Raw genomic sequence first — 25,494 nt, 5'->3', positions numbered from 1 at the left:
AGCATTGCCCTCGTACCCACTTTATCGCCCTCCCAAGGAGCAACCCATCATGAAACGCCAACTTCTGTTCAGTCTTACCCTCTCGATGCTGGCCAGCACCGCTTTCGCTCTGCCAGCCGCCGATCAGGCTACCCCGCAAGTGAAATCCAGCCACTCGGTGTTCAGCCAGACTGTTGCCGCTGATGGTGGTGACCGCACTCCACAAGGCCAGACTCTGGCTGAAAACGGTCGCAACCGTCTGGAAGAAAAAGGTCTGGTTCAAGATGGCTATGACAAAACTCCACAAGGTCAGACCGTAGCCGAAGGCGGCCGTGATCGTCTGGAAGAGAAAGGTCTGGTTCAAGACGGTTCGGATCGCACTCCACAAGGTCAAACCCTGGCATCTGATGGCGGCGACCGCACTCCACAAGGCCAGACTCTGGCTTCTGACGGCGGCGACCGTACCCCACAAGGTCAGACCCTGGCTGCTGACGGCTACGACAAAACCCCACAAGGTCAAACTCTGGCCGAAGGTGGTGGTGACCGCGTGATCGAACGCAACAGCGCTTTGAGCTAAGCCCATGGCGGCCTGGAAAAAAAGCCCAATCCCCGGATTGGGCTTTTGACTTTTCAGCAGCCTGTATAAAGAAGTCGCGATTTCCCGCTTCCATCTCCCCCGCTGCCGTTCGACGCCGACAAAGCCGATTTGCTAGAGTGCGGCGCTTGTCTTGCCTAAGAACACACCCTTGCGATGCTGCCCCGCGCCGAACAGAAACAACAGACCCGCAACGCCCTGATGGACGCTGCCCGCCACTTGATGGAAAGCGGCCGAGGATTCGGCAGCCTGAGCCTGCGTGAAGTGACGAAAACCGCCGGCATCGTGCCCACCGGTTTCTACCGGCATTTCGCCGATATGGACGAACTCGGCCTGGTACTGGTCAGCGAAGTCGGCCAGACCTTCCGCGAAACCATCCGCCTGGTGCGCCACAACGAATTCGTCATGGGTGGCATCATCGATGCGTCGGTGCGGATCTTCCTCGACGTGGTCAGCGCCAACCGTTCGCAATTCCTGTTTCTGGCCCGCGAGCAGTACGGCGGATCGTTGCCGGTGCGTCAGGCGATTGGCCGTTTGCGTGAGGACATCAGCTCCGACCTGGCGGCGGATCTGGCCTTGATGCCCAAGCTCCAGCACCTCAATCGTGACGGTCTGAGCGTGATGGCCGACCTGATCGTCAAATCGGTGTTCGCCACCCTGCCGGACATCATCGACCCGCCGGCCGAAGCCCTGCCGGAGCATCTGACGCCACAGGCAAAGATCACCCAGCAGTTGCGCTTCATCTTTATCGGGTTGAAGCACTGGCAAGGGCTCGGCAGTACCGAATAATTCCTCTGAAGCCCCAATCCCCTGTGGGAGCGAGCTTGCTCGCGATAGCGGTGTGTCAGTCAACTCAATATGACTGGGCGGACGCCATTCGCGAGCAAGCTCGCTCCCACACTGGCTCCTGTTTGGTGCATGTAAAAAACTTCATGCACCAAAACACCCCACATCCCTGCAACATCTTGAAACATCCACTAGTCTCCGACAGGGTTTTCCTACATTTCGTCCGATTGGCAAGCCCCTTGCTCTAGCCTGAGCATTGTCCACTGCTGGAAGCTTTCCGATGCTGGTGATTCATCGCAGAATCGACCCCCAACCCGTCTGGGCCGCCGAGTTGCACCTGACCTTCGAAGCCCGGAGCAAAAGCCGCCTGCGCTGTTTCAGTGCCGAAGGCGAGGACGTCGGACTGTTCCTGGAGCGCGGTCAGCCGCCGCTGTATGACGGCGAATGCCTGCAAGCCGAAGACGGCCGGATCGTCCGGGTCTGCGCCCGCCCCGAACAGCTGCTGCATGTCACCTGCGCCAACGCCTTCGAACTGACCCGCGCCGCCTATCACCTGGGCAACCGCCATGTGGCGCTGCAAGTCGGTGACGGCTGGTTGCGGCTGCTCGACGATTACGTGCTCAAGGCGATGCTCGAGCAGCTCGGCGCCGCCGTGGAATCGATCGAAGCGCCGTTCCAGCCGGAACACGGCGCCTACGGTGGCGGCCATCACCATTCGCGGCACGGTGACGAAGACTTCAACTACGCGCCGAAACTCCATCAGTTCGGCGTCCGTTTGTGAACCCGGCCTGGGCGCTGCTGCGCCTGGCCAGTCCGCAATTGCCGATTGGCGGCTACAGCTATTCCCAGGGCCTGGAGATGGCGGTGGATAACGGCCGTGTCGACAGCCCGGACAGCGCCCGCCGCTGGATCAGCGATCAATTGCTGCTCAACCTCGCGCGGTTCGAGGCGCCCATGTTGCTCGCCCATTGCCAGGCTGCTGCGGATGAAAACTGGGATGAATTGCGCAAGCTCTGCGAAAGCCACCGCGCCAGCCGTGAAACCCGCGAACTGCATCTGGAGAGCCGGCAGATGGGCTATTCGTTGCAGCAACTGCTCAATGGCTTGCCCGAACTCGATCAGCCCGCGCGGGACTTTCTCGAACACTGCGTCGAGCCGCACCTGGCCCTGTGCTGGGCACTGGCGGCGCGCGCCTGGCACATCAGCCCGCAGGACGCCCTCGCCGCGTGGCTGTGGAGCTGGCTGGAAAACCAGCTCGCGGTGCTGATGAAAACCCTGCCGCTGGGCCAGCAAGCCGCCCAGCGCCTGACCAGCGAACTGCTGCCGCTGCTGCAACAGGCCCAGCAGGACGCCACCCGAATCAATCCCGAACACCTCGGCAGCGCCGCGTTCGGTCTGTCCCTGGCGTGCATGGCCCATGAGCGCCAGTACAGCCGCCTGTTCCGTTCCTAGGGCCTTTTATCTGGAGAATCACATGAACACACAACCTCTGCGCGTCGGCATCGGCGGCCCGGTCGGTTCCGGCAAGACCGCGTTGACCCTGGCCCTGTGCCTGGCCCTGCGCGAGCGCTACAACCTCGCCGTGGTCACCAACGACATCTACACCCGCGAAGACGCCGACTTTCTGGTGCGCAACGAAGCCCTGGCGCCGGAACGCATCATCGGCGTGGAAACCGGCGGCTGCCCGCACACCGCGATCCGCGAGGACGCTTCGATCAACCTCGAAGCGGTGGATCAACTGAACCGGCGTTTTCCGGGGCTGGACCTGATTCTGGTGGAGTCCGGTGGCGACAACCTGTCCGCGACCTTCAGCCCGGAACTGTCCGACCTGACCATCTACGTGATCGACGTGTCGGCCGGCGACAAGCTGCCACGCAAGGGCGGGCCCGGCATTTGCAAATCCGACCTGCTGGTGATCAACAAGATCGACCTCGCGCCACTGGTCGGCGCCTCGCTGGAGATGATGAACAGCGACACTCAACGCATGCGCAACGGCAAGCCGTTCGTGTTCAGCAACCAGAAAACCGGTCAGGGCCTGGAAGAAATCATTGCCTTCATCGAACGCCAGGGCCTGCTGACTGCAGCCTGATTCACTGATCAACAAGGAAGCTTATCCATGACACTCAAACGTATTCTCGGCGCCGTCGCGCTGCTGCTGACCCCGGCGCTGGCCTTCGCCCACCCCGGCCACGGCGACTCTGGCCTGGTGGCCGGCATCAGCCACCCGATCGGCGGCCTCGACCATTTGCTGGCGATGCTGGCCGTCGGTCTGTGGGCGGCGCAGCAGCAAGGCGCCGCACGCTGGGCGCTGCCCTGCACCTTCGTTGGCACCATGCTGATTGGCGGTTTACTCGGGTTTGAAGGGCTGGAATTGCCGGCGCTGGAAAGCGGGATTGCCGCGTCGGTGCTGGCGCTGGGTCTGGCGGTGGCGCTGGCGGTGCGTCCGCCGCTGGTGATGGCGGTGGCGGCGACGGCGCTGTTTGCGCTGTTTCATGGCGTGGCCCATGGGCTGGAGCTGCCGGACATGTCGAGCCCGTGGGCATATGCCGCCGGTTTCGTGGTCGCGACGGCGGCCCTGCATGCGGCGGGTTATGCAGTGGTTCGTTTTCTGCCTCAGGCTGCTGCACCGCTGGTTCGACTGGCCGGAGCGGCTTCGGCGGTGACGGGCGCGTGGTTGTTGGCTGGCTGATTTTTATCGCCTGATCCGGCCCCATCGCTGGCAAGCCAGCTCCCACAGGGATCTTCGGTGATCGCACGATTGTGGCTACACCGAGTAATTTGTGGGAGCTGCGGTGCGACGATTCGACTTGCCAGCGATGACGGCCGATCAGACACCAAGCCGCTAATGGTTGTCGCTCTGTTAACATGTCGCGCAATCGCCCCTGCCGTGACGACGTCCGCCCATGCCCCACGCTTCCCGCTCCACCTCCCTGCCTGAACTGACCGCCCTGTTCGGTGAAGTGCAACAGCACTTTCTGAACGTGATCGTGCCCCTCTGGCAAGGACCGGGCTGGAACGCCGACATGGCGCTGCCTTACGAGGCGCTGGACGCCGCGCATCAGCCGCTGCCGCCGCAGCGCTATCGGGCCATGGCCTGCGCACGGCAGCTGTACCTGTTTTCCAGCCTGATCGGGGTTGTGGATAACGCCGAAGCCCGCGCGGCTGCGCTGTTCCGTTCCCTGCAACGGCACTTCCACGATGCCGAGCACGGCGGCTGGTTCTACAGCATCGATCCGCAGGGCAAACCGCTGGATCAGCGCAAGGACCTCTACACCCACGCCTTCATCCTGTTCGCCTGCGCCCACTATTGGGACAAGTCTCGCGAACCGTTGGTGGAATCGACCCTGAACGCCGCGCTGGAAGTCATTGGCCGGCGATTCGCAACGGGCGACGGCCTCTACGAAGCCTGCCTCGACCGCGACTGGATCACGCTGGAAACCGGCCCGCTGCAAAACCCGCTGATGCACCTGGCCGAAGCCTTCCTGGCCACGTTGGCCGTTCGCGAAGATCCCCAGACCCGGCAGGCGCTGAGCGAATTATGCACAGCCATGCACAAGCGCTTCATCGAACCACAACAGGGCGTGTTGATGGAAAAGCCGCTGGGGGCTGTGGATAACTGGTTTGAGCCGGGGCATCAGTTTGAATGGTATTTCCTGCTCGAATCCTCGCCGCTGTTGCGCGGGTCGAAGCTGCACGCGGCACTGGATCGTGCGTTTGCCTTCACCGAACAACAGGGCGTCGAGGCCGACACCGGTGCGGTGCTGGCCATGCTTGATCCGCAAGGACACGGGAAGGATTCGACCCAGCGCATCTGGGCCCAGGCCGAATACCTGCGCGCCCTGACGTTGCGTCCGGGCTGTGAAAGCGCGGTGCTGCGCCAGTTGCAGGCGCTGCAACAGCGCTTCCTGCACGCCGGCGGCTGGCACGAGTGCCGTGACGCCCAGGGCGAGGTAAGCCGCAAGGACATGCCGTCGACCACGCCGTATCACTTGGCGACCTGCTATCGCGGCCTCGCCGATTATCTGCGCTGATTGTTCAATCGCTATCGCGAGCAAGCTCGCTCCCACAGGTGATTGTGCGGTTCACAAATAGTCTGTTCGGCGCAATTCCAACGTGGGAGCGAGCCTGCTCGCGAAGGCCTTTACGCGGTCGCTAGGCGATCCACTTTTTGTCGCCCGTAAAGCTGATGGTCAACCACCGTGCCGCATCCGGTTTGCCCAGCTTCGCCGAGATTTCCTCCCGCAACGCATCCAACTGAGCGACGCTGCTCAGCGCGTAATCCGCCGGCAACACCACATGAATCTCGATGAATCGCGCCCGTCCGTGCTTCTGCACGTAGGACACGTAGTCGTCGAAACCATGCTCGACCTTCGCCGCCTCCATCACCTGGCGCACCTGATCGTCCAGCGTATCCGGCGCAATGCCGAGCACGTCACGCAGTGCCGGGCCGAGGATCTTGAACGCCGGTGGCAGCATGGTCAGGGCCAGCACGATGAGAATCAGCGGGTCGACAAACTTCGCCCACTCACCATAACCCTGTGACTTGAGCAGCAACGCCGCGAGGAAACTGATCAACAGGCCCACCGACAGCATCGCGTCCACCAGCCAGCTGATGTTGTCGAACTGGATCAGGCTCGACTTGAGCGTGCGATTGCGGTGCCGGACGTAGAAGAAGTAGGCGAACTCGACAACGGTGAACACCGCCGCGTAGATGATCACCAGCCCCAGTTCGATCTCACGACCGCCGTTGATGATGCCGAACACGCCGTTGAGAAAGGCGTAGATTGCGATCAGCAGCAGGAAACTGCCCTCGATCAGCAGCACCATCGGCTCCAGATGCCAGAAGCCGAACTGGAAGCGCTGGTTGCTTTGCTTGGCGATCAGCTTCGCCGTGATCAGCATCAGGACTTTGATGAACGTTGCAATCAACGAAAAAAAGCCATCGAACAGGATGGACTGGGAACCCGAAACAAAACCGGTGGCGATCCCGGCGATCGACACGGCCAACATCAGGATGGTCGATTGTTTGAGCAGCGACTGCTCACCACGGTTACTCACTTGAACTCCTCGAAAAACCTTGAAAACCGCAGGGTGCGGTGGGGTTGTTGAGTGAGGAGTCTACCCCATGCGGGGATTTTGCCTGTTCCGGCCCCTTCGCGAGCAAGCTCGCTCCCACAGTTGATCGCGGTCTCATGTGGGAGCGAGCTTGCTCGCGAATAGCCGTTACAAGGTTTTAAGCCTTGTTACGCTCGATGGCAAAACCGGCCCAGGTCTGACTCACCGGCATCAGCTCCAGGCTGTTGATGTTGATATGCGCCGGTGCGTTCAGCACCCAGAAAATCGTCTCGGCGATGTCCTGCGGCTGGATCGGCTCTGCACCGGCGTAGGTCGCGTCGTAACGCGCCTGATCGCCGGCGAAACGCACCAGCGAGAACTCGCTCTCGCACAGGCCCGGCTCGATATTGCTGACGCGCACGCCAGTGCCCTGCAGGTCGCACCGCAGGTTCAGCGAGAACTGCTTCACGAACGCCTTGGTCGCGCCATAAACGTGACTGCCCGGGTACGGGTAGTTACCGGCGATGGAGCCGAGGTTGATGATGCCGGCGCCGCGACCGTGGGCGATCAGGCGAGGCAGCAACAGACGAGTGCTGTACATCAGGCCTTTGACGTTGGTGTCGACCATGGTGTCCCAATCGTCGAGGTCGCATTTGGGTGCAGGGTCCACGCCCAGCGCCAGCCCGGCGTTGTTGATCAGGCCGCGCAGTTTGGCGAACGACGGCGGCAGGTTGGCAATCGCCTCTTCCATCGCCTTGCGATCACGCACGTCCAGCACCAGACCATGTACTTCGGTCTGCTTGGACAGCTCGGCGCACAGCGCGTTGAGGCGTTCTTCACGACGACCGGTCAGCACCAGTTTCCAGCCGGCCTCGGCAAAACGACGGGCACAGGCTTCACCAAAACCGGAGGTCGCGCCGGTGATAAACAGGGTGTTGGACATCGTGTTCTCCTTGCTTCGGCCGCCGGGGCAGCCATTGGAATAGAAAATCAGCGGGCAGCATGCCCGGCCCCGCTTTAACCGGCAACCACCGAATCCTGCTCATTAATTGACCAACAGCCGCTACGCCATACGCGCCGTGGCCTGTAGCCATGTGCACGCACGTTATCCACAAGCCCTTCCACAGTTTCCGGGGGCAACTGGGAAAGCGCAAAGCCGCGCCACACAAGGCTTTGCGGGGGATTTTGAAAGTTTTTTGCTTGACCCTGAACAACCAGTTGTGCCGGGCAGGGCATTTTGCACGACCGGCCGGTCATGCCCGTGATTGCGCGAGGCCAGCAATTACGGCCCTTAGCCGAGTCTTTCCAGAGTTTAATCACAGACTTATCCACAGGCTTGACCACAGCGATCCGCGCCTTTTTGCCCCCCCATAAAAAGGTTGACAAACAGGCCTTCCCCTCAGCAAAAACACACTGCTCAAAAAACAACCACAGCGCTACAAGCCACGTATTCAAAGGCTTTCAGCCAGCTACACCCACGTTATTCACAGCCGGCTCCACAGCAAACGGGGACAAGTCAAAACTGTGGAAAAACAGCCATTTGCAGCGGCTTTATGTCGCGCTTTGGCAGGTTGGTGATTTTGTTTTCCACAATTTCCCGAAAGTCCTGGTTTTCAGTGAACGAGCAGACGCAAAAAAGCCCCGACACTCGCGCATCGGGGCTTGTGGACAACTTCAAGCGATCAGTGACCGCCGAGGTAAGCGTTACGCACCTCCTCGTTCACCAGCAGCTCCTTGCCGGTGCCCGTCAGGCGGATCTCGCCGTTGACCATCACGTACGCCCGGTCGGACAGCTTCAATGCATGGTTGGCGTTCTGTTCGACGAGGAAAATGGTCATGCCGGTTTTCGCCAGTTCCCGCAGGGTGGCGAAGATCTGTTTCACCACGATCGGCGCCAGCCCCAGGCTTGGCTCATCCAGCAGCAACAGCTTGGGCCGACTCATCAGCGCCCGGGCGATGGCGAGCATCTGCTGCTCGCCGCCGGACATGGTCATTGCACGCTGAGTACGGCGCTCTTCGAGCCGCGGGAACAGCTCGAACATGCGCTGCATGTCTTCCTTGGCGTATTTGTCGCCAATCGGGATGGTGCCCATCAGCAGGTTTTCCTCGACAGTCATGTCGGGGAACACCCGCCGCCCTTCCGGCGACTGCGCGATGCCGTTGGAAGCGATGTAGTGCGATGACTTGTGGGTAATGTCCACGCCCTGATAGAGGATCTGCCCGCCCGCCGCCCGTGGCTGGCCGAAGATCGACATCAGCAGTGTGGATTTGCCGGCACCGTTGGAGCCGATCAGGCTGACGGTTTCCCCTTCGTTGATCTGCAGCGAAACGCCTTTGAGGGCCTGGATCGGGCCGTAGAACACGTCCAGATCCTTGAGTTCGAGGATGGGTTGCGTCATACGACTTCCTCTTCGTCGGCGCCCAGGTAGGCAGCGATCACTTTCGGATCGTTACGAATGGCATCCGGACCGCCCTCGGCGATGACGATGCCGTGGTCCAGCACCACGATGTGATCGGAAATGCTCATTACCATGCCCATGTCGTGTTCGATCAGCACCACGGTCAGATCGTGCTCGTCGCGCAGCAGCCGGATCATCGCGCTCAGCGCTTCGGTTTCCTGAGGGTTGAGGCCGGCGGCCGGTTCGTCCAGGCAGATGATCTGCGGCCGGGTGCACATGGCCCGGGCGATTTCCAGACGGCGTTGCTGGCCGTAGGACAGTTCACCGGCCAGACGGTTGGCGCAGTCCACCAGATCCACCACTTCCAGCCAGTAGAACGCGCAGTCCAGCGCGTCGCTTTCGGCCTTGCGATAGCCCTTGGTGTTGAGGATACCGGCCAACATGTTGCGGTTGACCCACATGTGCTGGGCCACCAGCAGGTTTTCCAGCACCGACATTTCCTTGAACAGGCGAATGTTCTGGAACGTCCGGGCCAGGCCCGCGCGGTTCACCAGGTGGGTGCCGCCGAACATCTTGTAATACAGGCGACTGGCAAAGTTTTTCGGCGAGACGAAGTCGGTTGGTTTGAACGACTCGCCCAGCAGCTGGATGACGTTGGTCTGCTGGCCGCGCACGTTGAGTTCGATTTTGCCGCCGGAGGCCTTGTAGAACCCGGTCAGGCAGTTGAACACCGTGGTCTTGCCGGCGCCGTTGGGGCCGATCAGGGCGAAAATCGAGTTGCGTTTGACCTTCAGGCTGACATCGCTCAAGGCCTTGATGCCACCGAAGTGCATCATCAGTTTTTCAACAGAGAGTACGACTTCACTCATGGCGCAGTCCTCTCATAGTGAATGGCACCTTTGCGTGGAGTGACCCCGGTGCGGCTGATGCGGATCAGCCCGCGAGGTCGCCAGATCATCATCAACACCATCAGGATCCCGAACAGCAACACGCGGTATTCGGCGAAGCCGCGCAGCAGTTCCGGGGCGACGGTCAGCACGAACGCTGCGATCACCACACCGATGGTCGAGCCCATGCCGCCGAGCACCACGATGGCGAGGATCAATGCCGATTCGAAGAAGGTGAACGAAGTCGGGTTGACGAAGCCTTGGTAGGTGGCGAAGAACACACCCGCCAGACCCGCCGTGGATGCACCGATGGTGAACGCCGAGAGCTTGACCAGCACGTGGTTGAGGCCCATCGAGCGGCAGGCGATCTCGTCTTCACGCAGGGCTTCCCAGGCGCGGCCGACCGGCATCTTCACCAGACGGTGCTTGATGTAAAGCACGGCCAGCACCACCAGGAACAGCACCGCATAGATGAAGTAATACTTCACATCCGGGTTGTAGGCGATGCCGAAGAACTCGTGAAACGGTACCCCGCCATCCTTCGCCCGCTTGCCGAATTCCAGACCGAAGAAGGTCGGCAGTGGCGCCGGCATGCCGTTCGGGCCGCCGGTCAGGGACAGCCAGTTGTTGAGCACCAGACGAATGATTTCACCGAAGCCTAGGGTCACGATCGCCAGGTAGTCGCCGTGCAGGCGCAGTACCGGGAAACCGAGGATGCAACCGGCAAGGCCAGCGGTGATCGCCGCCAGCGGCAGCACGGTCCAGAAGCCCAGCCCGAGGTACTGATAACCGAGCGCCAGACCGTAGGCACCGATGGCGTAGAACGCCACATAACCGAGGTCGAGCAGGCCGGCCAGACCGACCACGATGTTCAGTCCCAGCCCCAGCAGCACGTAGATCAAACCGAGGATGACCACGCCCAGCAGGTAGGAGTTGGACACGAACGGCACGGCCACGGCGAGCACGATCAGCAGCGGGATGATCCAGCGCAGGCGGGATTTGTGATCGGCGGGCAACACGTGCACGCCGGAACCGGTGCTCTCGAATCCTTCGAGAATGCGCAGCCCCTTGGGGGTTTGCAGGAACAGGCTGAGGGCAAAGCGGCCAGCCATGACGATGGCGATGATCCACGCCACGCGGGTCGGTTCGAGGTTGAAGCTGTAGCCGTCGAGAACCACGCCGACAATCGGCCCGAACACGATCAGGGCGATCAGACCGGCGAGAATCGCCTCAACCAGGCTTTTTTTGACATCGATGGATTTTGTAGTGGTTGAAGACATCGCTTACACCTTCGACACAAGAGGACGGCCCAGCAGGCCCTGAGGCCGGAAGACCAGAACAAGTACGAGCAGCGAGAAGCTGAACACGTCTTTGTAGTCGGAGTTGACCAGGCCCGAGAACAGCGACTCGGAGATCCCGAGGATGATCCCGCCGAGCATGGCGCCAGGCAGCGAACCGATCCCGCCGAGCACCGCAGCAGTGAACGCCTTGATGCCGATGACGAAGCCCGCGTAGAAGTCGAACGTGCCGTAGTTCATGGTGATCAGCACGCCGGCCAGGGCCGCCATTGCTGCACCGATGATGAACACATAGGAAATCACCCGGTCGGTGTTGATCCCCAGAATCGAAGCCATCTTGCGGTCTTGCTGGGTCGCGCGGCACATGCGGCCGAGCTTGGTGTACTTGATCACGTAGGTCAGCAGGCCCATCCCGACGAACGCCGCGACGAGGATGAAGATCTTGGTGTAGGTCAGCTGGACGAAGCCCGAGCCGACGTCGATGCGCCAGGCACCGGTGAGCAGCGTCGGAACACCCTGTTGACGGGCGCCCTGGCTGATCTGGGCATAGTTTTGCAGGATCAGGGAGATACCGATGGCGCTGATCAGCGGTGCCAGTCGGGTGGAGTTGCGCAGTGGTTTGTAGGCGATGCGTTCGATGACCCAGCCATACACCCCCGTGACGACGATGGTGAAGACCAGTGTGCCGAGCATCAGCAGCGGGAAGGATTCGATACCGAAGTAAGCCAGCAGAGCCAGACTGATTGCCGCGAGGTAAGCGGAAATCATGTAAACCTCGCCGTGGGCGAAGTTGATCATGCCGATGATGCCGTAGACCATTGTGTAGCCGATGGCGATCAGGCCATAGACCGACCCGAGGGTCAGGCCGTTGACCAGTTGCTGCAGGAAAATACCATCCATAACGCAATCTCACGCAGTGAGAACCTGCACACCCTGGGGCGCGCGGTTCTTCTAGGAAAAATACAGATTTACGTCGGAGCAATGTCAGACAGGAAACCGCAGCCCCCTTGTGGGAGCTGGCTTGCCAGCGATAGCGGTAGAACATTCAACAAAGTTGTCGACTGTCAGGCCGTCATCGCGGGCAAGCCCGCTCCCACAGGGAATGTGGCGTCCGGTTGATCAGGTGCCGTTATTTCTGTTTTTCCAGCTGGTGATATTTGCCGTCCTTGTCCCACTGGTAAACCACGTAGTCGGAGACTTTCAGGTCGCCCTTGGCGTCCCAGGTCTTCTCGCCCATCACGGTTTTCACAGGGTTGGCTTTCAGCCATTTGGCAGCGTCTTCGCCCTTGTTGGACTTGGCGCCATTGAAGCCGGCGGCCAGTGCCTGAACCGAAGCGTAGGCGTACAGGGTGTAGCCTTCAGGCTCGGTGCCGGCCTTGCGGAAGGCATCCACAACCGTCTTGCTTTCCGGCAGCAGGCGCGGGTCGGCGCCGAAGGTCATCAGCACGCCGTCGACGTATTGCGGGCCGCCGGCGGTGGTCACCAGTTCGTCGGTCACGATGCCGTCGTCAGACATGAACTTCACGTCTTTCAGGCCTTCGGTACGCAGTTGTTTGACCAGTGGACCGGCTTCCGGGTGCAGGCCGCCGAAGTAGACCACGTCGGCACCGGCCGCACGGATCTTGGTGACCACGGCGCTGAAGTCTTTCTCGCCACGGGTCAGGCCTTCGTACAGCACCGGCTTCACGCCGCGTTTTTCCAGTTGAGCCTTGGTCGCATCGGCCAGGCCCTGACCGTAGGTGTCCTTGTCGTGCAGCACGGCCACTTTCTTGCCCTTTAGCACGTCGACGATGTAGTCGCCGGCCACGATGCCTTGCTGGTCGTCACGGCCGCACATACGGAACATGGCGCTCAGGCCGCGCTCGGTCACTTGCGGGTTGGTGGAACCCGGGGTGATCGCGATGATGCCGGCTTCGTCGTAGATCTCGGACGCAGGAATGGTGGAGGACGAGCAGAAGTGGCCGACCACACCGGCGACTTTCTGGTTGGTGAGGTCCTTGGCGACCGTCACCGCCTGTTTCGGCTCGCAGGCGTCATCGCCCTTGACCAGGACGATCTTCTCCCCGTTGACGCCGCCCGCCGCGTTGACCGCGTCGGCCGCCGCTTGTGCCCCTTTCATGTACTGTTCGCCAAATGCCGCGTTGGCGCCCGTCATCGGACCCGCCACACCGATTTTCACATCAGCTTGTGCAAACGCAGAAACACCCAGCGCAGTAGCCACTGCGAGGGCCAGAAAGCCTTTCTTGTAAAACGTCTGGGACATGAGGTGGTGCTCCAAGGTTTTTTTTAGTTGGCACTGCGACTTCACTTGAATGCTCAGAGCAAGGGCCGTGCCATCGGTTTTTTATTCTTCAAAAAGTCGCTGCTTTCTTGTTATTTCGACTGTTTCGTTCCCATTTTCATTGGGCGTGCAACCGTCTAAACCGCGGAAGGTGAAACCAGTTATTTTTTCAGGCGCAACCCGCACGCGCCATCATTGCAACCGCGGCACCAAACGACGTGCAACCAGCCTGTAACAGCCCGCGTCACCGAACTGCACACTGCTGGTGCGGGACTGCTACAACCCGCACCATTACAGGCTAGTCGCTACGCCGAAAAGCGCCGCTTCACGCAACATATTTCAACACTCAAATGACAATGCGCAGGCACTGGCCCGCGTGATACAGCGAGAACCCGGCCTCGTATAGACAACTGCGCAAACCCACACCCGCCAGAGGCTGCATCGGTGCAAAGGGAATCGGCAACGCCTGAGGATTTCCGTTACACAGGTAATCGGCGAAGGCCTTGCCGACCACGGTGCCGGTGGTCACGCCACGACCGTTGTAACCGGTGACGGCCACCAGTCCCGGCGCTGGTTCGAACAGGCGCATCAGATGATCGGGAGTGAAAGCAATGCGCCCGGTCCAGGTGCATTCCCACTCCACGGGTTTGAGGTTGGGGAAGTAATGCTGCTGCACCCGGTCGGCCCAGGCCTTGAGGAACCAGGTCGGTTTCTGATTGCCGTTGCCGAGGCTGCCCAGCAACAGACGACCGTCCTTGTCGCGGCGAATGCTGCTCAGCACCTGACGGGTATCCCACGAGCCCTGCCCGCCCGGGAGGATTTCATGGGCAGCGTCTTCGGTGAGCGGCACCGAAGCGACCTGATAGTAATAACCGGGGAAGAAATTGCGCTTGAGTTCGGTCCAGTCGCCTTCGGTGTAGGCGTTGGAGGCGATCACCACTTGTTCGGCGAGCACCGAACCCTGCACGGTCTGCACCGACCATTGCTGGCCCTGACGCTCAAGACGCGCGACCGGGGAATGATCGAACATCTTTCCGCCAAGCTTAATGACAGCGTTGGCCAGCCCGGTGACATAAGCCATCGGATTGAGCGTTCCGGCACGCCGGTCAAGCAGCGCGGCGGCAATCTTCTGTGTACCGGTCGCCTGTTCACAGGCCTTGCCGGTCAGCAGTTCGACCGGCGCACCCCGGCGTTTCCACTGTTCTTCACGACTGCGCAGATCCGCCTCGCCCTTGGCGTTGTGCGCCATGTGCAGGGTGCCTTCGCGGCGCAACTGGCAATCGATGTTGTATTTATCCACAAGGCTGAACACCAGCGCCGGCGCCGCACCGAGCATGCGGTTGAGCTGACTGCCGACCGCCTCGCCGAAACCGGCCTCGATCTCGTCCGGCGCAATCCACATCCCGGCGTTGACCAGCCCGACGTTGCGTCCGGACCCGCCATGCCCGGCGCGATGGGCTTCGAGCACGCAGACGCTTTTGCCCTTTTCCAACAGATGCAGCGCCGCCGACAACCCGGTAAACCCGGCGCCGATCACGCAGACATCGACTTTGACCTCGCCCCTGAGCGCGGTGTTATCCGGTCGTTGCGGCGTGAGTTTTTCCCACAGACATTCTTCGCGTAACGGCATTGCCAGACTCCAACAGAAACCTGCCAAACACATTGCTGATCCTGTGGGAGCGGGCTTGCCCGCGATTGCGTCAGTCCAGTCAGAGATTAGTTGGCTGACAGACTGCCATCGCGGGCAAGCCCGCTCCCACAGGTTTCTTCGTCGCATCGATTATTCTGTCAATCGAAAGTAATGCCCTGAGCCAGCGGCAACTCCAGCGAGTAGTTCACAGTGTTGGTCTGGCGGCGCATGTACGCGCGCCACGCATCCGAACCGGACTCACGACCACCACCGGTTTCTTTTTCACCGCCAAACGCGCCGCCGATTTCCGCGCCGCTCGGGCCGATGTTGACGTTGGCGATGCCGCAGTCACTGCCGACTGCCGACATGAATTTCTCGGCCTCGCGCACATCGGTGGTGAAGATGCACGACGACAGACCTTGCGGCACGGCGTTGTTCAGGCGCAGTGCCTCTTCGAAATCGCTGTAACCGACCACGTAGAGGATCGGTGCGAAGGTCTCGCTGCACACCACGTCGCTCTGCTCCGGCATTTCAACGATGGCCGGCGCCACGTAGTAGGCATTCGGGAATTGATCTTCCAGTTGGCGCTTGCCGCCGAACACCCGGCCGCCCTCGCTCAGCGCCTGCTCCAGCGCGTCCTGCATGTTTTCGAAGCTGTGCTTGTCGATCAGCGGGCCGATCAGGTTGCCTTCCAGCGGGTGACCGATACGAACCTTGGCGTACGCAGCTTTGAGGCGGGTGACGATTTCTTCTTTCACCGATTCGTGTGCGATCAGGCGACGCAACGTGGTGCAACGCTGGCCGGCAGTGCCTACTGCGCTGAACAGAATGGCGCGCACGGCCATGTCCAGATCGGCGCTCGGGCCGAGGATCATCGCGTTGTTGCCGCCCAGTTCGAGAATGCTGCGAGCGAAGCGTGCGGCGACTTTCGGCGCCACTTCGCGGCCCATGCGGGTGCTGCCGGTGGCGCTGATCAGTGCGACACGCGGGTCATCGACCAGCGCTTCGCCGGCATCGCGGCCGCCGATGATCACCTGGCTCAGGTGCGCCGGGGCATCGCTGAAATTCTTCAGTACGCGCTCGAACAGCGCCTGACAGGCCAGTGCGGTCAGCGGGGTTTTCTCCGACGGCTTCCACACCACCGGGTTACCGCAGACCAGCGCCAGCGTGGTGTTCCACGCCCACACCGCGACCGGGAAGTTGAACGCACTGATCACGCCGACCACGCCCAGCGGATGCCAGGTTTCACGCATGTGGTGGCCCGGGCGCTCGGAAGCGATGGTCAAACCGTACAACTGACGGGACAGACCGACGGCGAAATCGCAGATGTCGATCATCTCCTGCACTTCACCAAGGCCTTCCTGGGTGATCTTGCCCGCTTCCCAGGACACCAGCTCGCCGAGGTCGGCCTTGTATTCACGCAGCACTTCGCCGAACTGACGCACCAGCTCGCCGCGACGCGGGGCCGGCACCTTGCGCCACTGTTCGAACGCATGATCTGCGCGACTGATGTGCTGCTCGACTTCGGCCGGGCCTTCCCAGTTCACGGCGCCGATGCGGCTGCCGTCGATGGGCGAATGCACCGGCACTTTGCCGTTCTGGTACAGGGCCGGGTTCACACCTAGACGATCAAGCAATGCGGCAACCATGGGTCACTCCTCAAGCAAAAAACTGAATGTGTGCGGGCGCGATTTCACGACCGGGCAGACCTTTAGTTGTAGCGTCAGGAAGGCTGTGCAACAAACGACCTTTACGCGAGATATCATTCCGTTTATTCATGCTGCGCAGAAAGACAAGAAAAGGATCGCCCATGCTGAACAAACGCCACTTGCCGTCGATCACCGCGCTGCAGTGCTTCGAGGCCGTGACCCGGCACCTGAGTTTCACCCGGGCCGCCGAGGAACTGAACCTGACCCAGAGCGCCGTCAGCAAGCAGGTGGCGCAGCTCGAAGAATTGTTACAGCACTTGTTGTTCCGCCGGGTACGCCGCCGTTTGCAGATGACCCCGGCCGGCGATCTGTACCTGGTGGAAGTCAGAAAAATCCTGACCCAGGTCGAGATGTCGACCCATTACCTGCGTTCCTACGGCGGCGAGACCGAAGTCCTGCGCGTCTCCACACCCTCGACCTTCGGCGCCCGCTGGCTGGTGCCGCGCCTCAAGGGCTGGCGCCTGCGCCATCCGTCGATTCATCTGGACCTGTGCAACGAGCAGGAGGCCGATGACCTGCTGCAAGGGCGCAGCGACCTGGCGTTCTATTTCGGCCAGGGTTCACGCCCCGGCACCGAATGCCTGAAGCTGTTCGGCGAAGAACTGGTGCCGGTCTGCGCGCCGAGCAGCCTGCCGGACACGCCGTTGACTGATCCAACGCAACTCACCGATCTGGTCCTGCTGCAGAATGCTTCGCGCCCGCAAGCGTGGCACGACTGGTTCGACAGTCAGGGTTATCAGACCGAACACAGCTACCACGGCCCGCGTTTCGAAACCTTTTATATGTGCATCCGCGCCGCGCAGGTCGGCTGCGGCGTCGCGCTATTACCAAGGTTTCTGGTGGAAGAGGAATTGGCCGACGGCAAACTGGTCATTCCCTGGCAGCATGCAATGCCCAGCACCGACGCCTATTACCTGGCCTACCCGGAACACGCGGCAGAAGTGCCCAAGGTGCGGGATTTCGTGAAGTGGATGCTGGAGCAGATCGACAGTCCTGATGCGGTCTGAGAGCCGGTGCCGGGATAAAAATCACTGGCAATCCCCACCCCGGATATGCGCCACTAGCGCCATTGATTGATACCGCGCCAACGCGCGGCCCGTCTGGAGACCCCGTTATGAGCGAGAGTGTGTTTGCCGATCGCATCGTGCAGAACCTGCTCGACACCGACTTCTACAAACTGACGATGATGCAGGCGGTGCTGCACAACTACCCCAACGTCGAAGTCGAATGGGAGTTTCGTTGCCGTAACAGTGAAGATCTGCGCCCTTACCTGGCGGAGATCCGCTTTCAGGTCGAGCGTCTGGCCGAGTTGAGCCTGAGCGCCGATCAGTTGAGTTTTCTCGAGCGCATCTCGTTCCTCAAGCCGGATTTCCTGCGCTTCCTCGGTCTGTTCCGTTTCAACCTGCGCTATCTGCACACCGGCATCGAGAACGGCGAGCTGTTCATCCGCCTGCGCGGGCCGTGGCTGCATGTGATTCTGTTTGAAGTGCCGCTGCTGGCGATAGTCAGCGAAGTGCGCAACCGTTATCGCTACCGTGAAACGGTGCTGGAACAGGCGCGCGAGCAGCTGTACCGCAAGTTCGACTGGCTGACCGCCAATGCCTCGGCCGAAGAGTTGTCGCAGTTGCAGGTCGCCGATTTCGGCACCCGTCGCCGGTTTTCCTACCGCGTGCAGGAAGAAGTGGTGAACGTGCTCAAGCACGACTTCCCCGGGCGTTTCGTCGGCACCAGCAACGTGCACCTGTCCCGCGAACTGGACATGAAACCGCTGGGCACCATGGCCCACGAATGGATCATGGCCCACCAGCAACTCGGCCCACGGCTGATAGACAGCCAGATCGCCGCCCTCGATTGCTGGGTCCGCGAGTATCGCGGCCTGCTGGGTATCGCCCTGACCGACTGCATCACCACCGACGCGTTCCTCGGCGATTTCGATCTGTTCTTCGCCAAGCTGTTCGACGGTTTGCGGCATGACTCCGGGGATCCGGTGCAGTGGGGCGAAAAATGCATCGCCCACTATCACAAGCTCGGCATCGACCCGATGAGCAAGACCCTGGTGTTCTCCGACAGCCTGACGCTGCCCAAGTCGCTGGAGATCTTCCGGGCGCTGCGCGGCCGGATCAATGTCAGCTTCGGCATCGGCACCAACCTGACCTGCGATATTCCGGGTGTCGAACCGATGAGCATCGTGCTTAAAATGACCGCCTGCAACGGCCAACCGGTGGCGAAGATCTCCGACGAGCCGGGCAAGACCCACTGCAAAGACCCGAATTTCGTCGCCTATTTGCGACACGTTTTCCAGGTTCCTGCCGTTTCCAGCCTTTCCAGCAAGGAGTGAATTCATGCAAGCCGTACAGCGTGAGATTGCTGAACAACTCAACGTTCAGCCGCCGTTCGCCGATTACCAGGCCCTCGAAGCGGAAGTCGCCCGACGCATCACCTTCATCCAGAATTGCCTGACCAGTTCCGGACTCAAGACCCTGGTGCTGGGCATCAGCGGCGGTGTCGATTCGCTGACCGCAGGCCTTTTGGCCCAGCGCGCCATGCGTGAGCTGCGCGAGCGCACCGGTGACGAGGCCTACAAGTTCATCGCCGTGCGCCTGCCGTACGACGTGCAGTTCGATGAACACGACGCCCAGGCTTCGGTGGACTTCATCGCCCCGGACGAGCGCCACACCGTCAACATCGGCCCGGCGGTCAAATCCCTGGCCAGCGAAGTCGCAGCCTTCGAAGGCAAGCATGCGGTGTCGGTGGATTTCGTGCTCGGCAACACCAAGGCCCGGATGCGCATGGTCGCCCAGTACACCATCGCCGGCGCGGCTCACGGCCTGGTGATCGGCACCGACCACGCGGCGGAAGCAGTGATGGGTTTCTTCACCAAGTTCGGTGACGGCGCCTGCGACCTGGCCCCGCTCAGCGGTCTGGTGAAAAACCAGGTCCGGGCCATCGCCCGCAGCTTTGGCGCACCGGAATCGCTGGTGGAAAAAGTGCCGACGGCGGATCTGGAAGACCTGTCGCCGGGCAAGCCGGACGAGGCGTCCCACGGCGTGACCTACGCCGAGATCGACGCGTTCCTGCACGGAGAGCCCGTGCGTCAGGAAGCGTTCGACATCATCGTCAACACCTACAAAAAGACTCATCACAAACGCGTGATGCCGTTTGCGCCTTGATGTTATGTCTCTAAGTGAGGCGCTTGTTCAGAGCGCCTCACTTAGCGCAGGGCAGTCACTTGCTTTGATGACTAGAGCCATCACTGAACGCTGTCACACGATAAAAACAATCCAGCTCTTTGAACGCTTACCGTCAACTACCGCTTCAAAATAACGCTCGCCCTCAGGCAGGTTTTCCAACGTTACGTTCCAATTCCCGGTTGGATCTGAGCGCACTTCCGCACGTGTGAGAAAATCATCCTCAATGGTTACTTTCGCATCACGATAGGCTTTCCCGCGGATAATCAGTGTCCGATCGGAGGTTTCCCCGCCCCGCTCGATCAGTTTGCCCTTCAAATTCGTGACCTCGGTAATTTCGCACTCATCGACTTCAACTTTTTTGTTCATGACCATTCCCTTCTTTCTCATGTCGCACGACACGCGCGATGTCTGGCGATTTGAGCCTCGAAGAAAGTCTGCGTCTACTGTCAGAAATAACAGGTTCAGAGCGAAATCCGACAAACGGTCAAGACATAAAAAAGCCGCTGTAGCGAACTACAGCGGCTTTTTGCTGACTGGTGTCGCTGAAATTTACTTCAGGGTCACAGTGCCTTTCATCATCGAGATGTGGCCCGGGAACGAGCAGAAGAAGCCGTACTTCTCGTCAGCCTTGAGCTTGGACACGTCGATGGTCAGCGAGTCGGTTTCCTTGGCGCCGATGATCTTGGTGTGAGCGATGACGCGCTCGTCACCGTCCTTCAGGTAGTTCTTGTCGATGCCGGCGGCCAGGCCGTCGGTGGCGATCGGCTGCATGTCGGCTTCTTTGCTGATCACCAGGTTATGGCCCATGACGTTCTTCGGCAGGCTGCCGGAGTGGGTCAGCTCGACGGTGAAGGTCTTGCAGCTCTTGTCGATTTCGATGGCCTTGGTGTTGAAGGACATCTGGTCGGTGGAATCAACGGTGGTTTTGCACTCGGCAGCCATCAATTGGCTGCTGGCCAGGGCCAGCAGGGATACCGCAACAACTTTGGAAAACATGGTGAATCTCCAAGGCAGGGTTAACAAAAACACGAATGGTTGGAAGACTGCCTGAAATCTTCGCAAGTTCCTATGACTTGAGTCAAAAATTGTATACAACTTTCAGGCTATGACACTCATCGAAACAATCTAACAGCCAGACGTTTGGCCGGGCCGTATCTTCAGGGCTCAATACTCATCTGGAGCATCCGTCATGTCCTTCAACAGCCTGTTGTGCAGTCTGCTCGCCGCCTACGCCTGTGGTGCCAGCGGCACTTATGAAACCCCGAAACGCGAAGTCTAGCCCTTGGATCAAGGCGTGCCAGCCATTACCCTGTGACCGATTGACCCAGGAGGAAGGCATGTCTCTCACATCCGTTTGTGTATTTTGCGGTGCCAACGCCGGCACCACCCCGGCGTACACCGAAGCCGCGATCGCCCTCGGCACAGCTCTCGCCGAGCGTAAGCTGACGCTGGTCTACGGCGGTGGCGCTGTCGGCCTGATGGGGATTGTCGCTGACGCCGCGCTGGCGGCCGGTGGCGAAGTGATCGGCATCATCCCGCAGAGCCTGATGGACAAGGAAATCGGTCACAAGAGCCTGACCCGCCTGGAAGTGGTCGACGGCATGCACGCCCGCAAGGCGCGGATGGCTGAACTCAGCGATGCGTTCATCGCCTTGCCCGGTGGCCTCGGCACTCTGGAAGAGCTGTTCGAAGTCTGGACCTGGGGCCAGCTCGGCTACCACGGCAAGCCACTGGGCCTGCTGGAAGTGAACGGTTTCTACAGCAAACTCACTGCATTTCTCGATCACATCGTCGGCGAAGGCTTCGTTCGTGCGCCGCACCGTGACATGCTGCAAGTGAGTGAATCGCCGCAAACGCTGCTCGAAGCCCTCGACAACTGGAAGCCCACCGTCACCCCAAAATGGGTCGACCAGAAACCCGGTTAACCGCCGGGCACCGATACAGGGCAGAATACGCGCCGCTCAACCTCACCTTCGACCCCAGAGGATCGCCCATGGCCAAACCCAATTACTCCTTCGCCAAACGTCAACGTGACCTGGCCAAGGAACAGAAGAAAGAGGAAAAGCTTCAGCGCAAGAAACAGATGGCTGAAGAAGCGGCACTGAACCCTGACGGTGAAGTGGCGACCGATGATGATGTTGAGGCACCGAAAGACCAGGCGCCCGACGCCTGAGCAACACCGCAAGACCACTGAACACAATCCCTGTGGGAGCGGGCTTGCTCGCGATGAGGGCGGCACATCTGAAATGGATGTGACTGACCCACTGTAATCGCGAGCAAGCTCGCTCCCACATTTTTTTTATTCTTCCAGCGGCATCACCGTGACCCGGACCTCGGGATCATGGCTCCCCCCTCCCAGAATCACCCCGCGCAACGGCGAGACATCGGAGAAATCCCGGCCCCAGGCCAGGGTGATGTGTTCCAGCGCCGGCTGCACATTGTTGGTCGGATCGAAATCCACCCAGCCCAGCACCGGGCAAAACACCGAGACCCAGGCATGGGAAGCGTCGGCGCCGATCAACCGTGGCTGCCCCGGTGGCGGTTGGGTCAGCAGATAGCCGCTGACGTAACGCGCCGCCAGTCCGCGTGATCGCACGCAGGCGAGCATCAGGTGCGCGAAGTCCTGGCAGACCCCGCGCCGACGCTCCAGCACTTCGACCAACGGCGTCGCGACTTGCGTCGCTTCGGCATCGAAGGTGAATTCGCTGAAAATCTTCTGCATCAGGGCCTGCACGCCCAACATCAACGGCCTGCCGGCCGGGAAACAGCTCTCCGAGAACTCGACGAAGCTGCGCTTCAGATGCACGTAGGGCGACTGAAATCGATAGCGACAGGCTTCCAGCAACGAGGCAGACAGCGGCTGGCTGCTGTAGGTCAGCGCATTACGGGTCAGTTCCCAGGCCGGTGACTGGTGGAAATCCACCACGGGCCGCGCCAGCACTTCGACCGTCAGCCGTGCGTTGACCTGCAATTCATCGTGGGGCCGTTCGAAGGCCAGGCGGGTCAGCGGATTGCCGAACACATCCTGCTCGTCACGGCGAGTGGTCGGCTCCGGACTGATCAGCAGTTGCTGTTCGGTGCAGCGCTGCCACTCGCATTCGCGCGGCCACAGATGCGCCAGTTGCTGGGCCAGGGACACCGGGCTGTCGTAGCGATAGCAGGTGTCGTGAAAAATCTGGTATTGGGCGCTCATCAGACGGACACCGTGCGCTGGCTGACATCATCGACATGGGCGAAATGGCGCAGGGCCAGACGGTCGGACACCTGACTGCTGGCGTCGGCGATTTCCTGCAGCAGATCCGCCAGACCGTCGAGGGCCGCGCGCACGCTGGATTCGCCGAACAGCGGATTCTCCAGACAGCTCAGGTCGAAGCGCGCCAGACGCTCGACCAGCGGCGGCAACCCCGCCTCCCTCGGCACACCGAAGTCATCATTCAGCCGCTTCAGGGTGCGGGTCACCAGTTTCAACTGGAACAGCACCGCATGAGGGTTCTGCTCATCCAGCAGCAACAGGTCGAGCACCGGAATCAACTGCGCCACTGCCAGATAACGAGAGCGATAGGTGATGCTGCTATTGCCCAGTTCCAGCAACCACTCAAGCCCTGCCTGATCGAACGCCCCGGCGCCACGCAGGAAACCCGCGAGGCTGCTGCTGAGAAATTGCAGGCGCTCGATCCGCCGGCCGATCATCAGGAAGCGCCAGCCTTCGTCACGGGTCATGTCGTCGAGGGCAAACCCGGACAGCGCCGCCAGCGACATCACCAACCGGTTGAGAAAATCCAGCAGCTCGCCGAAATCCGGTTCATCGGTGTCCAACTCTGAAGCCTCACGCTGCAGCTCCACCAGCGCCTGCCAGTTTTCCCGGGACAGCTTGCCGCGCACTTGCGATGCCGCCCACTGCAAGCGTTGCAGGTTGGAACGCAAACTGAACGACCAGTCCTCGCCGAGCAGTGCCGCGAGCAAGCGTTCCGGCAGCTCACCTTCGTCCGGCAGCAGCATCAGCCGCTCGCCCAGATCAACAGCGGCCTGCAAGGCTTGAGGATCATCGCCGTCGACGTAGCGCGCCAGCATGATCCGCAGCAGCCGTGCGCTGTCGTCGCAACGCTCGCAATAACGGCCGAACCAGAACAGGTTCTCTACCACCCGCGACGGCAGATACGGATCGCGGCGCACCAGATCAGGCACGCCGATATTGCGCTGAGCTTTCCACTGCTCGCCGCTCGGCGGTCGATCCCCCAGCACCCAAGTGTCCTTGCTCGCGCCACCGCGCTGCATCGACACCACTTCGGCATCGGCCTCGGCCGCGACCCGGGTCAGGCCCCCGGGCAGCACCCGATAACCGTCGTGACTGGCCACCGCGTACATGCGCATGCCGATCGCCCGGGCTCGCAGTTGGCCATCCTCGGGCTGCCAGATCGGCGCCTGGGACAACTGGGCGAGTTCTTGCGCGACATAGGCATAAGGGCGGGCCTGCATGCGCGCGGCGAGACTTTCACGCTGTTTTTCGCTCAGATCCCGGCCAAACACCGGCGTAAAGCTTTGCGACGGGAACGCCGGTTTGATCAATAGCTCCGGCAGTTTTTCCAGGGCCTGGGCCAACACCGGCGCTTCGCCGCACCACCACGTGGCGATGGACGGCAGGATCAGCTCTTCGCCGAACAGGTACTGATTGATCTTCGGCAGGAAACCCAGCAGCCCCGGTGACTCCAGCACGCCGCTGCCCAGGGCGTTGGCCACCAGCACCCGGCCCTGACGTACCGCCTCCAGCAATCCCGGAACGCCCAGTGCCGAATCGGTGCGCAATTCCAGCGGATCGCAGAAGTCATCGTCGAGCCGGCGCATGATCGCGTGCACCCGGCGCAGGCCGCTGAGGGTCTTCAGGTAGACCGTGGCATCACGCACCGTCAGGTCGCCGCCCTCCACCAACGGATAACCCAACTGGCGCGCCAGATAAAGATGTTCGAAATAGCTCTCGTTGAAGCGCCCCGGCGTCAGCAACACCACCAGCGGCGCGTCATCGTCGCAGGGGGCCTGACGGGCCAGGGTTTCCTGCAAGGTGCGGAAGAATCCGGCCAGATGCTGCACTTTCAGATCCCGGTACAACTCGGGGAAGGCGCGGGACACGATGGTGCGGTTTTCCAGCGCATAACCGGCACCGGAAGGTGCCTGAGTACGATCCGCCGTCACCCACCAGCGCCCGTCCGGCGTGCGCGCAAGATCGACGGCATACAGATGCAGAAAGGCCCCGTCCGGCGGCGCAATGCCCTGACAGGGCCAGAGGAAGTTGTTGTGGCCGAACACCAGCTCCGCCGGCAACAAGCCTTCGCGGATCAACTGCTGCGGGCCATACAGGTCCGCCAGCACCGCATTGAGCAGCCGCGCGCGCTGGGCAATCCCGGCCGACAGTTTTTGCCATTCGTCAGCGGCGATCACATGAGGCAGCAGATCCAGTTCCCAAGGACGATCCGCGCCTTTCGGGTCCGCGTAGACGTTATAGGTAACGCCGTTTTCCTGAATCTGCCGGGTCAGCAACGCCTGACGCTGCACCAGTTGCGCCGGGGTGCTGCGCTGCAATTGGTCGACCAGTCGCCGCCAGTGCGGGCGCACCGCTCCGCTGTCGTCGAGCAGTTCGTGGTAGGTGCCCGCCGTCAGCGGGTAGCGGTCAAGCAGGTCAGGCATGGAAA

At 61.1% G+C, this 25,494-nt stretch carries 25 protein-coding genes; 12 read left to right on the top strand and 13 right to left on the bottom strand.

The genetic code is table 11. From position 1 onward, the window contains the following. Window positions 1-49: 49 nt before the first annotated feature. From IHQ43_RS02990 to IHQ43_RS02960, 7 genes are all read left to right on the top strand, one after another. The gene (locus IHQ43_RS02990; RefSeq protein WP_192563313.1) at window positions 50-556 is read left to right on the top strand and encodes a hypothetical protein; all 507 of its coding nucleotides are present in this window, start codon (window positions 50-52) and stop codon (window positions 554-556) included. Window positions 557-730: 174 nt separating this feature from the next. Further along, the gene (locus IHQ43_RS02985; RefSeq protein WP_039766718.1) at window positions 731-1,363 is read left to right on the top strand and encodes a TetR family transcriptional regulator; all 633 of its coding nucleotides are present in this window, start codon (window positions 731-733) and stop codon (window positions 1,361-1,363) included. 277 nt (window positions 1,364-1,640) lie between these two features. Then, window positions 1,641-2,141, top strand: coding sequence for an urease accessory protein UreE (gene ureE, locus IHQ43_RS02980; RefSeq protein ID WP_007950631.1), 501 nt, complete (start codon window positions 1,641-1,643; stop codon window positions 2,139-2,141). Continuing rightward, window positions 2,138-2,812: an urease accessory protein UreF gene (locus tag IHQ43_RS02975; protein ID WP_192563312.1), complete on the top strand. Its 675-nt coding sequence runs from the start codon at window positions 2,138-2,140 to the stop codon at window positions 2,810-2,812. Before ureE ends, IHQ43_RS02975 begins: the two co-directional genes overlap by 4 nt. Window positions 2,813-2,834: 22 nt before the next feature. Beyond that, window positions 2,835-3,449 carry an urease accessory protein UreG gene (gene ureG, locus IHQ43_RS02970; protein WP_008001031.1) on the top strand — a complete coding sequence of 205 codons (615 nt, stop codon included), beginning with the start codon at window positions 2,835-2,837 and terminating at the stop codon, window positions 3,447-3,449. A gap of 27 nt (window positions 3,450-3,476) precedes the next feature. Then, window positions 3,477-4,049, top strand: a complete 573-nt coding sequence (locus IHQ43_RS02965) for a HupE/UreJ family protein (RefSeq protein ID WP_074689651.1) — start codon at window positions 3,477-3,479, stop codon at window positions 4,047-4,049. Window positions 4,050-4,263: 214 nt separating this feature from the next. Further along, window positions 4,264-5,391 carry an AGE family epimerase/isomerase gene (locus tag IHQ43_RS02960; protein ID WP_192563311.1) on the top strand — a complete coding sequence of 376 codons (1,128 nt, stop codon included), beginning with the start codon at window positions 4,264-4,266 and terminating at the stop codon, window positions 5,389-5,391. A 121-nt stretch (window positions 5,392-5,512) separates the two neighbouring features. On the opposite strand, the gene IHQ43_RS02955 is transcribed toward IHQ43_RS02960, so the two are convergent. The 9 genes from IHQ43_RS02955 to amaB form a co-directional block, all read right to left on the bottom strand. Beyond that, entirely contained in the window at window positions 5,513-6,418 is a 906-nt protein-coding gene (locus IHQ43_RS02955; RefSeq protein ID WP_192563310.1) for a cation diffusion facilitator family transporter, read from the bottom strand. Between the two features lie 175 nt (window positions 6,419-6,593). Next, on the bottom strand, window positions 6,594-7,358 hold the full coding sequence (locus IHQ43_RS02950) for an SDR family oxidoreductase (protein WP_011332209.1): 765 nt from the start codon (window positions 7,356-7,358) through the stop codon (window positions 6,594-6,596). Window positions 7,359-8,097: 739 nt separating this feature from the next. Beyond that, a complete protein-coding gene (locus IHQ43_RS02945; protein WP_007950655.1) occupies window positions 8,098-8,814 on the bottom strand; it encodes an ABC transporter ATP-binding protein in 717 nt (238 codons plus the stop codon). Beyond that, on the bottom strand, window positions 8,811-9,683 hold the full coding sequence (locus tag IHQ43_RS02940) for an ATP-binding cassette domain-containing protein (protein WP_007950657.1): 873 nt from the start codon (window positions 9,681-9,683) through the stop codon (window positions 8,811-8,813). Before IHQ43_RS02940 ends, IHQ43_RS02945 begins: the two co-directional genes overlap by 4 nt. Continuing rightward, window positions 9,680-10,981 (bottom strand): high-affinity branched-chain amino acid ABC transporter permease LivM, encoded by a 1,302-nt coding sequence (gene livM, locus IHQ43_RS02935; protein ID WP_007950660.1) that lies wholly within the window; start codon window positions 10,979-10,981, stop codon window positions 9,680-9,682. The genes IHQ43_RS02940 and livM overlap by 4 nt, the downstream gene beginning before the upstream one ends. 3 nt (window positions 10,982-10,984) lie before the next feature. After that, window positions 10,985-11,899 carry an ABC transporter permease subunit gene (locus IHQ43_RS02930; protein WP_007950661.1) on the bottom strand — a complete coding sequence of 305 codons (915 nt, stop codon included), beginning with the start codon at window positions 11,897-11,899 and terminating at the stop codon, window positions 10,985-10,987. A gap of 229 nt (window positions 11,900-12,128) precedes the next feature. After that, window positions 12,129-13,262, bottom strand: coding sequence for an ABC transporter substrate-binding protein (locus IHQ43_RS02925; RefSeq protein ID WP_192563309.1), 1,134 nt, complete (start codon window positions 13,260-13,262; stop codon window positions 12,129-12,131). Between the two features lie 364 nt (window positions 13,263-13,626). Next, on the bottom strand, window positions 13,627-14,910 hold the full coding sequence (gene amaA / locus IHQ43_RS02920) for an L-pipecolate oxidase (RefSeq protein WP_192563308.1): 1,284 nt from the start codon (window positions 14,908-14,910) through the stop codon (window positions 13,627-13,629). Between the two features lie 158 nt (window positions 14,911-15,068). After that, on the bottom strand, window positions 15,069-16,559 hold the full coding sequence (amaB, locus tag IHQ43_RS02915; protein ID WP_192563307.1) for an L-piperidine-6-carboxylate dehydrogenase: 1,491 nt from the start codon (window positions 16,557-16,559) through the stop codon (window positions 15,069-15,071). A 161-nt stretch (window positions 16,560-16,720) separates the two neighbouring features. On the opposite strand from amaB, the gene IHQ43_RS02910 reads away from it, so the two are divergent. From IHQ43_RS02910 to nadE, 3 genes are all read left to right on the top strand, one after another. Continuing rightward, complete coding sequence (locus tag IHQ43_RS02910) at window positions 16,721-17,626, top strand: LysR family transcriptional regulator (protein WP_007950669.1); 906 nt, start codon at window positions 16,721-16,723, stop codon at window positions 17,624-17,626. A gap of 107 nt (window positions 17,627-17,733) precedes the next feature. Next, window positions 17,734-18,957, top strand: a complete 1,224-nt coding sequence (gene pncB, locus IHQ43_RS02905; protein WP_085685119.1) for a nicotinate phosphoribosyltransferase — start codon at window positions 17,734-17,736, stop codon at window positions 18,955-18,957. 4 nt (window positions 18,958-18,961) lie between these two features. Beyond that, entirely contained in the window at window positions 18,962-19,789 is an 828-nt protein-coding gene (gene nadE, locus IHQ43_RS02900; RefSeq protein WP_192563306.1) for an ammonia-dependent NAD(+) synthetase, read from the top strand. Between the two features lie 93 nt (window positions 19,790-19,882). On the opposite strand, the gene IHQ43_RS02895 is transcribed toward nadE, so the two are convergent. Next, window positions 19,883-20,176 (bottom strand): hypothetical protein, encoded by a 294-nt coding sequence (locus IHQ43_RS02895; RefSeq protein WP_192563305.1) that lies wholly within the window; start codon window positions 20,174-20,176, stop codon window positions 19,883-19,885. A gap of 183 nt (window positions 20,177-20,359) precedes the next feature. Next, window positions 20,360-20,806: an azurin gene (gene azu, locus IHQ43_RS02890; protein ID WP_007950684.1), complete on the bottom strand. Its 447-nt coding sequence runs from the start codon at window positions 20,804-20,806 to the stop codon at window positions 20,360-20,362. Window positions 20,807-21,147: 341 nt separating this feature from the next. Between azu and IHQ43_RS02885 the strand changes: the two genes are divergently transcribed. Both IHQ43_RS02885 and IHQ43_RS02880 read left to right on the top strand, forming a co-directional pair. After that, window positions 21,148-21,735 (top strand): LOG family protein, encoded by a 588-nt coding sequence (locus IHQ43_RS02885; protein WP_192563304.1) that lies wholly within the window; start codon window positions 21,148-21,150, stop codon window positions 21,733-21,735. A gap of 68 nt (window positions 21,736-21,803) precedes the next feature. Then, entirely contained in the window at window positions 21,804-21,983 is a 180-nt protein-coding gene (locus tag IHQ43_RS02880; protein ID WP_007950694.1) for a hypothetical protein, read from the top strand. A gap of 126 nt (window positions 21,984-22,109) precedes the next feature. Here IHQ43_RS02880 and IHQ43_RS02875 read toward each other — a convergent pair whose 3' ends face one another. Both IHQ43_RS02875 and IHQ43_RS02870 read right to left on the bottom strand, forming a co-directional pair. Then, window positions 22,110-23,003: a transglutaminase family protein gene (locus IHQ43_RS02875; protein WP_192563303.1), complete on the bottom strand. Its 894-nt coding sequence runs from the start codon at window positions 23,001-23,003 to the stop codon at window positions 22,110-22,112. Further along, window positions 23,003-25,489: a circularly permuted type 2 ATP-grasp protein gene (locus tag IHQ43_RS02870; RefSeq protein WP_192563302.1), complete on the bottom strand. Its 2,487-nt coding sequence runs from the start codon at window positions 25,487-25,489 to the stop codon at window positions 23,003-23,005. Before IHQ43_RS02870 ends, IHQ43_RS02875 begins: the two co-directional genes overlap by 1 nt. Window positions 25,490-25,494 lie beyond the last annotated feature (5 nt).

The sequence above is a fragment of the Pseudomonas gozinkensis genome (assembly GCF_014863585.1).
In the GTDB taxonomy this organism is placed as follows: domain Bacteria; phylum Pseudomonadota; class Gammaproteobacteria; order Pseudomonadales; family Pseudomonadaceae; genus Aquipseudomonas; species Aquipseudomonas gozinkensis.
This window is presented reverse-complemented; position numbering and strand designations above follow the sequence as displayed.